13 protein-coding genes and 1 other annotated feature are annotated in these 15,335 nt (G+C 39.8%); of the genes, 9 read left to right on the top strand and 4 right to left on the bottom strand.

The annotated features are described in order from the left end of the window. Positions 1-102: 102 nt before the first annotated feature. Positions 103-1,593 carry an S-layer homology domain-containing protein gene (locus L6W14_RS11665; protein WP_237898026.1) on the top strand — a complete coding sequence of 497 codons (1,491 nt, stop codon included), beginning with the start codon at positions 103-105 and terminating at the stop codon, positions 1,591-1,593. Positions 1,594-1,648: 55 nt separating this feature from the next. On the opposite strand, the gene L6W14_RS11660 is transcribed toward L6W14_RS11665, so the two are convergent. Next, positions 1,649-2,233, bottom strand: a complete 585-nt coding sequence (locus L6W14_RS11660; protein WP_237898025.1) for a DJ-1/PfpI family protein — start codon at positions 2,231-2,233, stop codon at positions 1,649-1,651. A gap of 141 nt (positions 2,234-2,374) precedes the next feature. Here L6W14_RS11660 and L6W14_RS11655 point away from each other — a divergent pair, with 141 nt between their 5' ends. The 4 genes from L6W14_RS11655 (at position 2,375) to ileS (ending at position 7,923) form a co-directional block, all read left to right on the top strand. Next, entirely contained in the window at positions 2,375-2,818 is a 444-nt protein-coding gene (locus L6W14_RS11655; protein ID WP_004227844.1) for an Lrp/AsnC family transcriptional regulator, read from the top strand. A gap of 64 nt (positions 2,819-2,882) precedes the next feature. After that, complete coding sequence (locus L6W14_RS11650) at positions 2,883-3,398, top strand: sigma-70 family RNA polymerase sigma factor (RefSeq protein ID WP_371824168.1); 516 nt, start codon at positions 2,883-2,885, stop codon at positions 3,396-3,398. Beyond that, on the top strand, positions 3,391-4,365 hold the full coding sequence (locus L6W14_RS11645) for a DUF3221 domain-containing protein (RefSeq protein WP_131520124.1): 975 nt from the start codon (positions 3,391-3,393) through the stop codon (positions 4,363-4,365). Before L6W14_RS11650 ends, L6W14_RS11645 begins: the two co-directional genes overlap by 8 nt. 165 nt (positions 4,366-4,530) lie before the next feature. Next, positions 4,531-4,769: a binding site (T-box leader), on the top strand. Positions 4,770-4,830: 61 nt separating this feature from the next. Next, positions 4,831-7,923, top strand: a complete 3,093-nt coding sequence (ileS, locus tag L6W14_RS11640; protein WP_237898023.1) for an isoleucine--tRNA ligase — start codon at positions 4,831-4,833, stop codon at positions 7,921-7,923. A 42-nt stretch (positions 7,924-7,965) separates the two neighbouring features. Here the strand turns inward: ileS and L6W14_RS11635 are convergent, their stop codons facing one another. After that, on the bottom strand, positions 7,966-8,568 hold the full coding sequence (locus tag L6W14_RS11635) for a LysE/ArgO family amino acid transporter (RefSeq protein ID WP_054550253.1): 603 nt from the start codon (positions 8,566-8,568) through the stop codon (positions 7,966-7,968). Between the two features lie 110 nt (positions 8,569-8,678). Between L6W14_RS11635 and L6W14_RS11630 the strand changes: the two genes are divergently transcribed. Together L6W14_RS11630 and L6W14_RS11625 are read left to right on the top strand one after the other, a co-directional pair. Further along, entirely contained in the window at positions 8,679-10,121 is a 1,443-nt protein-coding gene (locus tag L6W14_RS11630; RefSeq protein WP_237898022.1) for an aminotransferase-like domain-containing protein, read from the top strand. 254 nt (positions 10,122-10,375) lie between these two features. After that, the gene (locus L6W14_RS11625; protein WP_256451363.1) at positions 10,376-11,560 is read left to right on the top strand and encodes an oxalate decarboxylase family bicupin; all 1,185 of its coding nucleotides are present in this window, start codon (positions 10,376-10,378) and stop codon (positions 11,558-11,560) included. A gap of 36 nt (positions 11,561-11,596) precedes the next feature. On the opposite strand, the gene L6W14_RS11620 is transcribed toward L6W14_RS11625, so the two are convergent. Continuing rightward, on the bottom strand, positions 11,597-12,748 hold the full coding sequence (locus L6W14_RS11620) for an MFS transporter (protein ID WP_103118215.1): 1,152 nt from the start codon (positions 12,746-12,748) through the stop codon (positions 11,597-11,599). A 97-nt stretch (positions 12,749-12,845) separates the two neighbouring features. On the opposite strand from L6W14_RS11620, the gene yeiL reads away from it, so the two are divergent. Continuing rightward, positions 12,846-13,508 carry a transcriptional regulator YeiL gene (yeiL, locus tag L6W14_RS11615; protein WP_054550251.1) on the top strand — a complete coding sequence of 221 codons (663 nt, stop codon included), beginning with the start codon at positions 12,846-12,848 and terminating at the stop codon, positions 13,506-13,508. A gap of 95 nt (positions 13,509-13,603) precedes the next feature. On the opposite strand, the gene L6W14_RS11610 is transcribed toward yeiL, so the two are convergent. Further along, on the bottom strand, positions 13,604-13,915 hold the full coding sequence (locus L6W14_RS11610) for a hypothetical protein (RefSeq protein ID WP_048393103.1): 312 nt from the start codon (positions 13,913-13,915) through the stop codon (positions 13,604-13,606). A 284-nt stretch (positions 13,916-14,199) separates the two neighbouring features. Here L6W14_RS11610 and L6W14_RS11605 point away from each other — a divergent pair, with 284 nt between their 5' ends. Then, positions 14,200-15,180: a diaminopimelate dehydrogenase gene (locus L6W14_RS11605; protein ID WP_237898021.1), complete on the top strand. Its 981-nt coding sequence runs from the start codon at positions 14,200-14,202 to the stop codon at positions 15,178-15,180. Positions 15,181-15,335: the final 155 nt, after the last annotated feature.

Raw genomic sequence — 15,335 nt, 5'->3', positions numbered from 1 at the left:
GATAATTATAATTTAATTTCCAATGAACCTAGCATTTTTCCAATTCTTTCGATAAAATTAATAGGTAAGCATTAAATTTACATAAACGGGGGACGATTAATTATGACAAAGAAAAAACATAAGTTTTATACGGCGGCAACAGCTGCAATGGCGGTTACTGCTGTTGCAGTAGTACCTGTATCGGCGGCTAGTCCATTTTCAGATGTGAGTGAGGATTATGCGCATTTTAATAGTATTTCCACATTGCATGCGGCAGATATCATTAATGGTTTTCCAGATGGTACATTTAAGCCTTCAAAGGATGTAACACGTGGACAGGCAGCAAAGATGATCGCAAGTGCTTTTCATCTAACTACAACGGATACGGCTGTCGAGAATCCGAATTTCAAGGATGTCGACACATCTAGCCCATACTATAAAGCGATTGTTACATTAGTTAATCTTGGCGTTGTACAAGGCTATGAGGATGATACATTCCGTCCAGATGACACAATTACTCGTGGTCAAATGGCGGTAATGGTAGCAGAGGCTGCAGGTTTAACAGCAGAAGGTAAAAGTCCATTCACAGATGTACAGTCAGATAGTCCATTTGCAGATGCAGTAACAGCCCTTTATGAGGCAGGCATTGCGAAGGGTGTTACTGCCACAGAATTTGGTGTAGATAAAAATGTTACTCGTGGGCAGTTAGCAACATTTATTGTGAACGCATTAGGCCTAGCTGAGGATACACAGCCTACAACGGAAGTAAAAGAGGAAGAGCCTAAAGAGGAGCAAGTAACAGAAGAACAGCCTACTACAACAAAGGATAGTGCTTTGTTAGAGGAAGTATTTACGAAAACATTAGCCAAGCAAAAAGAGCTAAAAAGCATGAAGGCTACCATGACGATCTCTCAGACAGTAGAGGCAAACGATGGTAAGGAAACTATGAAAATGGATTCTAAAGGCAACATGAAGATGGAAATTGTTACAGAGCCAATGCAATTCTTTGCTGATGGTTCAATGGCTTTAACAGATCCAACAAGTGGTGAAGCGATTAATTTGCCGATTAAAATGTATATGACGGCTAAAGATGGTATGTATATGTATGAGGCAGAACAAAAGGCTTGGGTAAAGTTCCCGAAACAATTATTTGAAGATGTACTGAGCCAAACAGGGATGCAGCCAGATGCAACTGAACAATTGGAGATGCTACAAGCATTTGCCGAAGATTTTACAATAGTAGAATCAGCAAATCGTTATGAATTAACATTAAAAGGCTCTGGCGATAAATTCACAGAGCTAGTGAAGCAGCAGCTTGGCGCAATGGATTTAGGAATGGAAGCGGATCTAGAGGCACAATTAGGCAATATTTCCTTTGATGGTCTCACATATAAATTATTGATTAATAAAGAAACATTCGATGTAGAAGAAATTGCTATGGATATGACATTAAAGATGCAAGTAGAAGGCAATTCGATCAAAACAAGGCAGCAAACAACGATCAAATATCATGATTTCAATGCGGTAACGACAATTACGATTCCAAAAGATGTGCTAGACAATGCAAAGGAAATGGATTTGAGTGCATCCGAAACAGCACCAGTAAGTAAATAATACAAAAAGTAGGTTTATGCCAAGTATATTGGTGTAAGCCTACTTTTTTTATGCTTTAGTGGAAGCCCATTAATTCTTTTACTTTCGCTGTGTTTGGAGCAGATGTTAGAGTTTCTAGTAAGCGAAAGGCAACATCAAAGGCTGTTCCTGGATTGGAGGAGGTGATGATATGATCGGTTTGCACAATGCGCTTGTTGACAATTGTTGCGCCATAGCCCTTTAGCTGTGCTAAACGTTTACTTGTTGGATGATTATAGGTTGTTGCTTGACGATGCTGAAGAATTCCACTGTGGCCTAAAATAAGAGAAGCTACACAGATTGTTGCAATCGGTTTTTTGTGTTCATCAAAGTGGCGAACGACTGCCTGAAATTCCTCGCTAAACGCATCCTCATAAAAACCAGCTTCCTCAAAGCCTCCAGGAATCGCTAATGCATCAAAATCCTCTACTACAATTTCATGGAGCAATTTTTCAGGAGTGACTTTAAAATTCCAGGTGCATTGCAGCTGTTCATGCAGGCCGACCGTAACCACATCTGTTGTACCATCACCTTCCCACTTATTCCACCCGAGCACATCGGTAAATACGCTTGCCTCCACCGCTTCAAAGCCATTTGCTAATAGTAACAATATTTTTTTCATATTTATTTTGCCTCCTTTATTGCTTTTATTGTAAACAAAAGGGAGAAAAGATTACATACGTTGTATAATGGATTTTAGGTGAAAAACTTTATTTGAAAAGGTATTATGTCATAAATAATTTATTTAGAAAGGTGATGGACCATGGATCATATTGATACACAAATTTTACAGCAGTTACAGCAAAATGCCAAAATCTCGATGAAGGAATTAGCCACTACCGTTCATTTATCCTCTCCTGCCGTTATTGAAAGAGTCAAAAAGCTAGAGGAACAGGGTGTAATTGAAGGCTATCATGCAAAGGTAAATCTGAAAAAGATGGAGCGTACGATTGAAGCCATTATTTTATTTAAGTCCATTGATTGTAAAAGTCTTTCTTCATTTTGTAATGCTCATCCTGATGTTTTGGCATGTTATCGAGTGGCTGGGGAAATTAGCTATATTGTTAAATTAGCGACCTATTCAGTAGAAACATTGGAACAATTTATTGATGCGGCTATGCCCTATGGCACACCTTCTACTAATATCGTATTATCTTCAACGGAAAAACAGGTGATTACACCATTTGCTGACAATGATTTGGAGTAAATGACAAAAAAGGCAAACCTCGAAGCCGTGAGCACCGTTTACAGGGTAGAGAGGAGGAAGAATGTTGCTAATTCATGAACTGGAAAGAATAATGGAACAGCATACAGAGAGGCTTATTCGTCTTGCCTTTTACTATGTTAGAGATTTACAAAGTGCTGAAGATATCGTACAGGATGTCTTTATTAAGTTCTATGATAATCAGCAAAGCTATGAGGAACGTGGGGAGCTAAAGGCGTATTTATCAAAATTAGTTAGTAATCGAAGTAAAGATTATTTACGTAGCTGGACCTATCGGAAAATTCAAGTGCAACAGAAGATTTTTCCGCAGCAAACCGTTATGAGAAGAGATATGCTTGTACAGCAAGATGAACGTACTTTGATTGAAAATGCGATTCTAGCTCTCCCTTTCAAACAGCGAGAGGTCATTATACATTTTTATTTTGAAGAAATGTCTGTGGTAGACATTGCAGAGCTGTTAACGATTCCTGAAAGCACCGTCAAAACAAGGCTACGTCGTGGGCGAGAGTTATTGAAGCTACAATTACAGCATGTTGAATGGGAGGTGCTCCTGCATGAGTAAAATGGATGCTCGTGTAGTAAGGGATTTATCAGAAAGTAAAAAGCGTGTGATGGCAAATGTGGTTCAGCATTTACAGCAACGCCAAGAAAAAAAATCTGCAAAACGTTGGCCATATGGTGTTTTGGCTATGATTTTAAGTGTCTGCATAGGGCTGTTTATATATCAGCAATATAATGAACAACAACAGCAAGCTTCTACTATTCCACCCGTATTAGATGAGCGGATTTTAGAGCTATATTTACAACTTGATTCTTTTATGAACGGAAAGAATCGTTTATATAAGGCAAGCTTTGATAATTTTTTATATTTTGAATCGACCTTTGCTTATGCGCAATCGAAAAAACTAGTACCTACACAAGAGCAAGTAGATAAGGCACTCGAACAGTTCATGCAAGAGTGGAGCTATGAGGATGATACTCGGCCAACTTATGATAAGCTTCTGCAAATGTTGCAAGTCACAAACGAAGGGTTTATCGAGAACTATGGCAAGCCAATTGCCTATAAAATGGCTACATTTGACTTATTATGGGAGGCAAGTCAAGCCGATTATAAGGATGTAAGTAATCCCATTCGTACATGGCTTGTCGAGCAAGAAGCCATGAATTATTTAGAACAACATTATCATAAAGACATTGCCGCCTTACGAAAAAAATATAAAATCCCTGAAAAGGACAGCCAAATGAAGCTCATCAGAAGTGGAACCGTCTTAGCGATTAAGGAACATGAATTTTTAGTTGTCTCAGGCGTCTTGGCTAGCGAGGTTGGTCAAAAATCTGTCGATGAATTAGTGCAAAAACACAGTAATGGTACATGGTTCCCTCTAGTGGATGTCCCGAAAACACTATCAGTTGGTGATCGAGTAGAAGTTCAGTATAGACAGTCGATTGGGAACGATGATGCTCAGCCATTCATTGATTATAAGGATATCGTAGAGATGAAAATAGTAATAGTAAAGGAATCTCACTAACAAGAAGCTATTCAATAGTAAAACATTTTTGATTCAAATCATTCAGCAGCCACAATATGCTGATCTCCATCAAAGTATTGCCACTTGTCTCAACGAAATTCTTTAAGATTGTCCACCGTTGACAGACAATTGGTAATTTGCTAAGATGAAGGACAATAAAAGCATACAAATTCGTTGATGAGAAAGAGTAGTGTTTCACTTTGTTCTACAGAGAGCCGACATTTGGTGGAAGTCGGTGTGCAGGTGTTATATGAAAATCCTCTCTGAGAAGATTAGCTGAATGGAGTAAGCTAATCCGGGTGTCTACCGTTAAAAAGAACACGTATGATTGTACGTTGCTGAGTGCTATTGGCCATCGTGTCAATAGAATTAGGGTGGTATTCGCGGTTAACCCCGTCCCTTTTCCTTGGGACGGGGTTTTTTGTATGCCTTTTATACAAATTTACTTGTATAGGAGGAACTAATATGCAGAAAGAACAAAAGAAAGAAACAACGGTTGAACGAGAAATAAGGATTCGTACATTATGGGCGCAAGAAGGGACCTTTGCAAAATCCGTAATTAATCGTGCTGAACAGCAGCCCTTTGTATTTTATGAGGGACCCCCAACAGCGAATGGTTTACCACATGTCGGCCATGCATTTGGTAGAACCATAAAAGATGTGGTGGCACGTTATAAAACAATGCAAGGCTATTTAGTTGAACGCAAAGCAGGTTGGGATACACATGGGTTGCCTGTGGAATTAGGGGTAGAAAAGGCATTAGGAATCTCAGGAAAGCAGGAGATTGAGAACTATGGGGTGGAGCAATTTATTCAAGCATGTAAGAAGAGCGTTTTTACCTATGAGCAAAAATGGCGTACTTTTACAGAGCAGCTTGGCTACTGGCTTGACATGGATGATCCTTACTTAACATTAAGTAATGACTATATTGAATCTGTGTGGCATATTTTAAGCCATGTTCACAAGGAAAAACTGTTATACAAAGGACATCGCGTTTCACCTTATTGCCCTAGCTGTCAAACTTCCTTAAGCTCTCATGAAGTGGCACAGGGCTATAAGGATGTTAAGGATTTATCCGTTACTGCAATGTTTAAGCTAGAGGATCGAGACGAATATATCTTAGGCTGGACAACGACGCCTTGGACATTACCAGCCAATGTAGCCTTGGCTATGAATCCTGCTCTTCGATATGTCCGTGTAAGGCATGCAAACAACATCTATATACTAGCCAAATCGTTGTTATCAAAGGTTTTTACAGAGCCTGTAGAAATAGTAAGTGAGCATGATGGGCATGAGTTTGCGGGTGTTTCCTATCAACCACCATTTTCTTATGTAAAGGTAGATAAAGGGCATGCAGTTGTCATGGCAGATTATGTGACAGAGCATAGTGGAACAGGAATTGTACACATAGCACCTGCTTATGGAGAGGACGATTATAAAACGGTGCAGCAACATGGCTTGTCCTTTGTCAATGTAGTTGATCTTAAAGGCTGTTATACAGAAGCGGTACCTGAGCTTGTTGGACGATTTGTGAAAGATTGTGATGTCGATATCATTAAAATGCTTGCAGCAAAAGAGCTTTTATTTGCTAAAGAAAAATATGAGCATAGCTATCCGCATTGCTGGCGCTGTGACTCACCATTATTGTACTATGCAACAGATAGCTGGTTTATCAAAATGTCGGCATTAAAAGAGCAGCTTTTACAAAATAATCAGCAGGTGACATGGTACCCTAGCCATATTAAGGATGGACGATTTGGCAACTTCCTAGAAAACTTAGTGGATTGGAATATTAGTCGTAATCGTTATTGGGGAACACCACTCAATGTGTGGATTTGTCAGGATTGCAATCATGAGGAGGCACCTAACAGTGTTGCAGCGCTACAACAATTAGCCAAAGGAGCTGTCAAAGAACAATTAGAGCTCCATAAGCCATTTATAGATGCCATTGTCTGTACCTGTCCTGTCTGCCAGGGCGACATGAAACGTACACCTGAAGTTATCGATGTTTGGTTTGACAGTGGCTCGATGCCATTTGCCCAACAGCATTATCCTTTTGAAGACGTAGCGAACTTTCATCATCAGTTTCCAGCAGATGTGATCATTGAGGGCATCGACCAAACGCGAGGATTTTTCTATAGCTTATTAGCAGTATCGACCTTGTTTACAGGAAAACCACCTTATAAAAATGTGCTATCGTTAGGGCATGTACTCGATGAGCATGGACAGAAGATGTCCAAAAGTAAAGGCAATGCATTAGAGCCTGTTGAGTTAATCCAGGAGTATGGAGCAGATGCTCTACGTTGGGCATTTTTAGTTGATAGCTCACCATGGAATCCAAAGCGTTTTTCGAAGAAAATTGTCTTAGATGCGAAATCTAAGCTGGTGGATACACTCGACAATACGTTTAAATTTTATGACATGTATGCCCAGATCGATAACTTTACGTATGATGCTACAAATACAGGTACACGTTCACAGCTAGATCATTGGATATTGTCCCGCTTACATCACACTATCCAGCTTGTCATAACCTCTATGGATGATTATCAATTTACACAGGCTACAAGAGAAATTGGTCAATTGGTGGAGGAATTAAGCAATTGGTATATACGTCGTTCACGTGCTAGATTTTGGGCAAATGGAATGACAGCAGATAAACGAGGTGCATTTAGCACACTTTACGAGGCACTGACATCCATTTGTCAATTAATAGCACCGTTTACACCATTTATAGCAGAGGATATCTACCGTCAACTATGTGGAAAAAGTGTTCATCTTGAGGAATATCCAATATTCGACGATCAGCTAGTGGATGTGAAGCTTGAACAAGAAATGGCAACGGTCTTAACAGTTGTGGAACTTGGACGTAGCATTCGCAATAGTCAGGGAATAAAGGTCAAGCAGCCTTTAAGTGAACTCATTGTTGCCCTAAAAGGTGAACTGTCGGATTACCAAGCCTATAGCGAACTCATTCAGGATGAGTTAAACATCAAAGCTTGTAGATGGACACATGATTTTTCAGCCTATGAAAGCGTGCATTATAAATTGAATTTTAAAACAGCGGGAGCGGCATTTGGTCCAAAGGTTCATCAAGTAAAAGAGTATGTGTTGGCATTAACAGAGGAAGAGAAACAAAGGCTACAACATCATGAAACTATGGATCTCATGATGGACGGTCAACAGCTAACATTATTAAGAGAACATGTAATAGCTGAATCAATCGTCAAGGACCATTATATTTTAGCGGAGGATGGCACTTGCCGTGTCTTGATGAATGTTCAACTTACAGAGAGCTTACTACAAGAAGGGCAAATACGAGAATTGATTCGTACTATACAAGATGCACGAAAAAAATGGCAGCTACCAGTGGCGCAATATGTATCGATTGCCTTTAATGGTAGTGCAGGGGTACTTTTCATGATTCAGCAGCACGAAGCTTTATTACAAGAAAATGTATTAGTTAAAGCTATTCATTATGGTGAGCAATGGCCTCATGCAAAATCCATTGAGACGTCATTGTTTAATGAAAAGCTCACTTTATTTGTTACTCTATAAAAGAAAAGCTCAGGGTTACCTCCTGAGCTTTTTCTATGTACGTTAAAATAAGCCACTTGCGAGATAACATGCTGTTGCCCAAATAAAGACGGCGGAGCATTTATTAAATAGTCGCATCAATTTTCCAGAGCCGTCTAGTTTTTTGAACGAGGCGCCAGTCAATGTGAGACCGAAAAACCATAGCCAGGAAATGAACACACAAGCAACAGTGAACATTATTTGCTCGGTTCCACTATATTTTAATGCGCTTGTACCAATAACACCGATTGTATCTAAAATAGCATGTGGATTTAGAAGTGATACAGAGAGTGCGAAGAGAATTTGTTTTTTTATAGGCAATGCTTCGCTATTTTCAGTGTTTGCTGGATTTGAACGCCAAATGCTATAGCCCATGTAAAGTAAAAAAATGATACCAATAGTCATTAAAGTGATACGCAACCACTCAAACTGTAGAACTATTAATGACAGACCGAATACCGCAAGTAGAATAAGCAGTGTATCACAGATCGCAGCTGTCACACCTGCTGGCAAAGCACGTAATAAACTTGGTTGTGTAGCACCTTGTGAAAAAACAAAAACATTTTGTACGCCTAATGGCAAAATGAGTCCAAATGCTAAAATGATCCCATGAAGAAAAGCTTCCAATGACCATTCCTCCTTTCTTTACTTATTTTAGATATGGTATAACTAAAAGAAAACGACCAATTGGATGGTTTTTTATCCACCCAATTTTATTGCATGGAAGGAGAAGGAACATGAGCTGGCAGCCGAATAGAAGAAGTGATAATACATTACAGCAGCAGATTGTACAGTGGATAACAGCCAATGTGGAGCGAGGAGACTGGGCAGCAGGGACAAAACTACCTACCCAAAGACAGCTGGCCATGCAGTTCGATGTGAATCGTAGCACAGTTCAGCAGGCTTTGGAGGAATTAAAAGCAATGGGCATTCTTGAAGCAAAGGTAGGCTCTGGTGTTTATGTTACGCACAATTCCTGGCATGCACTAATCCAACAAACACAGCCGAACTGGCAAACTTATATCGAAACAAGCATCCACAAGCCAAACTACCACACCATCCAATTAATTAATGAATACGAACAGCGTGAGGATGTAATTCGTTTAGGAACAGGAGAGCTAGCACCCAGCTTGTTGCCTACCGAGGAAATAGAAGCTTCACTGCGAGAGCTATCCTTTCAACCCAAAGCATTAGGCTACTCTTCGCCACAAGGCAATGAGCAGCTTCGTAAAGCTATTTGTAAATATGTTCAAAAAAGAGGCATTCCCGCTGAGCCTCAAAACGTCTGTATTGTTTCAGGTGCTCTTCAGGCACTTCAATTGATTGCTGTTGGCTTATTAGAGCAAGGGTCTATTGTGTTTCAGGAGCCCACCTCCTATTTAAATTCTGTTCACCCTTTTCAGTCGGTTGGCATGCAAATGATTAGCATTGATCGTGATGAACAGCTTGCTCAAACATTGGCGCAAAGGAAACGAAAGAAACAAGCCGTGTTTTATGCCATACCTACTTTACATAATCCAACAGGTCATGTGTGGACAACACGAGAAAAAGAGCAGCTATATGAAGCCTGTCAGGCATCACGCATTCCGATTGTAGAAGATGATGTTTATCATGAATTGCTTTTTGAAGAGGCATCACCACCGCTAAAGGCCATGGACAATAGCGGACAAGTTCTTTATATTGGTAGCGTCTCTAAAACCTTAAGCCCTGGGCTACGCATTGGCTGGCTCATTGGTCCAACCACTGTCATTGAGCGGTTAGCCGATATAAAAATGCAAACAGACTATGGCTCAAGTGCCATTTCTCAAGAAATTGTCCTACATTGGCTGCAATCAGGAAAATATGAAAAGCATCTCGCAGGATTACGTCAACAATTACAGGAGCGAGCCGATTTTACAGAACAGCTTTTAAAGGAGAAGTTTACAGATGTGGCGAATTGGAGCAAACCAAGAGGAGGCTTTTATATTTGGCTCAAGTTTCATGAGCCGCTTGTAGATAAAGACTTCTTTATGAAGCTGTTGCAGCAGCAAGTATTAATCAATCCCGGCTATATCTACGATCCACAAGATCTTCATCATATTCGTCTATCCTACGCCTATGCAACCTATGAAGAATTACAGGAAGGCTTACAAATCCTACATGAATGTGCGGTGGAGGCTATTGGACGAAAGAGTAAGTAAGGACTTGCCCTGAAGTTAGGGAAACGGTAGGAGGTTGCTCTAAATAGGTTGAGAAGTGATCAAACAACTGAAGAACCCGCTCCAAAATTAGCGAAAAGTGATCAATGTAGCAAGCTCCTCTCTCAATAAAGTATCTATGCTTAGTCAGCCAACCCACTGACAGAAAAGAAAGTGAATAATCCAAGCCGTCTATCCATACATTTTAGAAGAATAGAAGTATTTTATTTTGATTACAAACATAAAGAGGTGAATGATTGGAAAATTTGCCACCGGGTTATTTTCAGGTGCCTCAGCCTATTCGAGGTGATGGGGCTGGAGGGGTGGATAAGGGGCCACGGGATATTATGAGGGATCTCGAAAATCCTGATATGCTAGTGCCACCAACGACTGATGCGGGCTTGATTCCAAATTTACGATTCTCGTTTTCAGACACGCATATGACCTTAAATCAAGGTGGGTGGTCACGGGAAATTACGGTTCGTGAATTACCGATTGCTACGACTTTGGCGGGTGTGAATATGAGTTTGACACCAGGGGGCGTACGTGAGCTGCACTGGCATCAACAGGCAGAGTGGTCTTATATGCTGCTTGGTCATGCTCGCATTACGGCTGTTGATCAGAATGGTTGTAACTTTATAGCGGATGTGGGACCTGGTGATTTATGGTATTTTCCACCTGGCATTCCTCATTCCATTCAAGGACTTGAGGACGGCTGTGAATTTTTATTAGTATTTGATGATGGGCATTTCTCTGATCTGAATACACTGTCAATTTCGGATTGGTTTGCTCATACGCCAAAAGAAGTGTTATCAGCGAATTTTGGGGTTCCTATCAATGCTTTCGATCACATCCCGAATGAACAAGTATATATTTATCAGGATCAGGTTCCGGGGCCAATTGATTCTCAAAAAGTGCAATCTCCTTATGGGGAGGTTCCACAAACCTTTAAACATCGTCTGTTGGCACAGCCACCATTAAAAACACCTGGAGGCAGTGTGCGCATTGTCGATTCGACTAATTTCCCAATCTCTAAAAATATCGCGGCTGCACTGGTGGAAATTGAGCCAGGGGCGATGCGGGAGTTGCATTGGCATCCTAACAACGATGAATGGCAATATTATCTGCAAGGAAAAGGACGTATGACAGTTTTCACAGGAAATGGAACGGCTCGAACATTTGATTATCGGGCGGGAGATGTTGGCTATGTCCCATTTGCGACGGGGCATTATATTGAAAACACCGGAACAGAGCCATTATGGTTTTTAGAAATGTTTAAAAGTGATCGATTCCAGGATGTATCCTTAAATCAATGGATGGCGTTAACGCCGACAGAATTGGTGCAAAGTAATTTACAGGTCGGTCCTGAGCTGCTTGAGGCGCTCAGAAAAGAAAAATGGCCAGTTGTAAAATATCCTGGTTTTTCCTATTATCCGAAATAAAGAAAGCAGGTGAGAAGTTCTCCACCTGCTTTTTGTTTAATATTGATATTTTTTGCGTGTCATTAGCAAAATAGCGATGGCTGGTATTGTACAAATGAGCATGGCTGCGAAGGACAGACCTGGTGATATTTCGTATAAATAGCCACCTAAAAATGTAAGGATGGCGGTACTTAAGCCCATAGCTAATGCAGAGTATAAACCTTGTGCATTGGGGATTTGTTCCTTTGGTAGCGCTTTTGTTAAGTAGCGAATAAAGGCAAAATGTGCTAATGCAAAGGATAATGCGTGCAAGGTTTGCGAAGCGATAAATACCCAGACATTTGGGAACAAAAAGATAAGTAACCAACGTAGGGAAGAGCCGCTCGCTGCTAAGAGTAATAAGGATGATGAGCGCCATTTCGTCAATAACGTATCAGCCTTCATAAAGTAAAGAATTTCGCAAATAACAGCGATATTAATAATCATACCCATATAGAATGGATCAACCTGTAAATCTTCTAAATAAATATAACCGTAGCTATAATAGGAGGCATGTGCACCCTGTAGCAAGATCACGATGAATAAAACAATCGGGAAGCCTTTGATAGTCCATAGTGTTTTCATCGACAATGATTTTGCACGCTGTTCTTTTGTTGGTACTACGAGTAATTCCTTTGGTGTTGCTAATTGTTGCATAAGTAACATGCCCACCAACCCTATAATCATGCTCCAGAAGATGATGTTCTTTCCAAAAATGCCTGTCAGCATACTAATAATTAAAACAGCGATGACAAAGCCAAATGAACCATAGGAACGGCTTTTACCATAATGAATATTGCCATACTGCACAAGCGTAGCGGCACTGCTTTCCACAGCAGGTAATAGCGCTGGGTAAAAAACACTAAATAAAATGGTCACGATTAATAATGCTGTAAAGCCTGTGCTTGGAATATAGAGCAAGGCAGTTAGCAACGAGCCTATTGCTAAAATTGTAATGAGTCGTTTATTGTGTACGTATTTTGCAAGTGTTGGGAAGAAGAAGAGATTGGATGTGGCACGAGCTAGGAGCCCACAGCCCATCACTACACTTGCCTGCGAGACGGTTAGATGTTTCGCATCCACCAGCCAACCTGTCCAGTAGGGTAAGAAAATGCCCCAAGTGATAAAAAATGTAAAGAAATTCTGAGAAAGCCATCGTTGATTGTTCATATAATTTCCGTACCTCCATTAACTATGTTGAATAATAGCATGTTCATCGCTACAATAATGTGAGATATCTCATATTTTTTATAGGAGAGAGTAAAAAATGCATATTTTAACAGCTGAAGCCCGTACCCATTATCTTGAAAAATATCCGATCGATGATTTTTTCTCATTTGATATCAATCCCTATTTAGAAGTCCGCCAGTTTGACAAGGGGGAGTGGATCTTCCAGGAAGGCTCCTTTCCAGACACCGTGTATTACATGATAGAAGGAAAGGCGAAGCTCTATATGACACATAAAAATGGGAAGGTTTCACTTATTGAATACCTAGAGGCTCCTCTTTTTATGGGGGAAATTGAATTGTTAAATGAGGCTAGGTATACAAAGGGGATACAAACCGTCACCAAAACAATTTGCTATTCGATTACACAGTCATGTAAGGAGAAGTTACTTGCGGATGCTTTGTTTTTACGTAGACTTTGTGTATTTTTAGGGGAAAAAGCGACAAAAATGACATCTAAATATACACAAAATCAGGCCTATCCGCTGGAAAATCGCTTAGCAGCCTTTATCCAATTATCAGCCGACCAAGGTGTCTACAAGGAAAAACATACGGAAATCTGCGAATATTTAGGGGTCTCTTATCGCCATTTACTATATGTCTTGGCACAGTTTTGTGATGAAAGGATATTGGAAAAGCGTAAGACAGGCTACCAAATTATTGATAAAAATCGTCTCGCACAACTGGCACAGGAAGTACTATGAAAACAACCATTCCATAAAGGTTGTCTATTAGTGCAGATCAGCTGAGGGAATTAATTCAATTTTATAAGTTATAAATTAAAAAGGATTTGACTTCTTTAAATGAAGTCAAATCCATTTTTGTTGTATTCACTTTTTTTAATTAACCAGCGAGCGATATCCTTACCACTATGGTAAAAGTCCACTTCATTTACCTTGTTTTTTTGGATGGAGAGGTCAGGGATGTTTTCTAAAACGTCAAAAGGTAAAACACCGATACATAAATGATTATTTGTTGGAAAATCTCCTTGTTGCTTACTGCCACTTTGTATCGATTCACTATGCTTGTTCATTGAGTTTTGTGTCATATGGAATGCAAGTAGTTCTCCTTGTGCCAATGCTGTGCTTGATGAGTAACCAGTACTTTTCATTCAACATGCCCCCTTTTGTCGTTACAGTTATTGTACAAGACTAAGTGGGAAAATAGCCGTTATTTACAAGCCTTTTACAATAACTTTAAGGTTCATGGAAAATTTAGTGATTTGTAACCGTATTCATACCATTATGGGATAAAAACCATAGAAAACTGATATAAATTCTTTTTAAAAAACTCATACTCAAACTATTGTGAATTTTTCTAACACGAAGTATTATTGTAATTAGATTTAACGTGAAAGTTTTCACAAAGTCGCGAAATCGTTAGGAGGAATTTTTAATGAGTGCAATTCGAGTAGGTATTGTAGGATATGGAAATTTAGGACGTGGTGTGGAGTATGCCATTTCACAAAATCCAGATATGGAATTAGTAGCAGTGTTCACACGACGTGATCCTTCAACAGTAAACGTAGCAAGCAATGCAAGCGTATATTTAGTAGATGACGCTAAAAAATTCCAAAACGACATTGATGTTATGATTTTATGTGGTGGTTCTGCAACAGATTTACCAGAGCAAGGTCCACATTTTGCACAATGGTTTAATACAATTGATAGCTTCGATACACATGCGAAAATTCCTGAATTTTTCGATGCTGTAGATGCAGCGGCACAAAAATCTGGTAAAGTATCTGTTATCTCAGTTGGTTGGGATCCAGGTCTATTCTCTTTAAATCGTCTACTTGGAGAATCGGTATTACCAGTTGGTACAACATATACATTCTGGGGCGATGGCCTAAGTCAGGGACATTCAGATGCTGTTCGTCGTATTGAAGGCGTAAAAAATGCTGTTCAATACACATTACCGATTAAAGAAGCGGTAGAACGAGTTCGTAACGGTGAAAACCCTGAACTAACAACACGTGAAAAACATGCACGTGAATGTTGGGTTGTATTAGAAGAAGGTGCAGATGCAACAAAGGTTGAACAAGAAATTGTCACAATGCCTAACTATTTCGATGAATATGACACAACAGTGAACTTCATTTCTGAAGATGAATTTAAAGCAAATCATACTGGTATGCCACATGGTGGTTTTGTCATTCGCAGTGGTGACAGTGGTGCAAACGATAAACAAATTCTCGAATTCTCATTAAAACTGGACAGTAATCCAAACTTTACATCTAGCGTATTAGTGGCTTATGCACGTGCAGCACACCGTTTAAGTCAAGCGGGTGATAAAGGGGCGAAAACAGTATTTGATATCCCATACAGCCTGCTTTCGCCAAAATCAGCTGCTGAATTACGTAAAGAATTACTATAATTGTAGCTAATGGTCCCGATTATCATTGAGTTGATAATCGGGAATTTTTTTGAGTCTAACTTTTTGCTAAAAATAATGCTTCCTTTATAGCAAGAATAGCCTTTCTAGTTGCCACTGTTAAATTTTCTTTCATAAATGGTACTAAGTCTTTTGGA

The organism is Lysinibacillus sp. ACHW1.5, assembly GCF_022014815.1.
Taxonomy (GTDB): domain Bacteria; phylum Bacillota; class Bacilli; order Bacillales_A; family Planococcaceae; genus Lysinibacillus; species Lysinibacillus capsici.
This window is presented reverse-complemented; position numbering and strand designations above follow the sequence as displayed.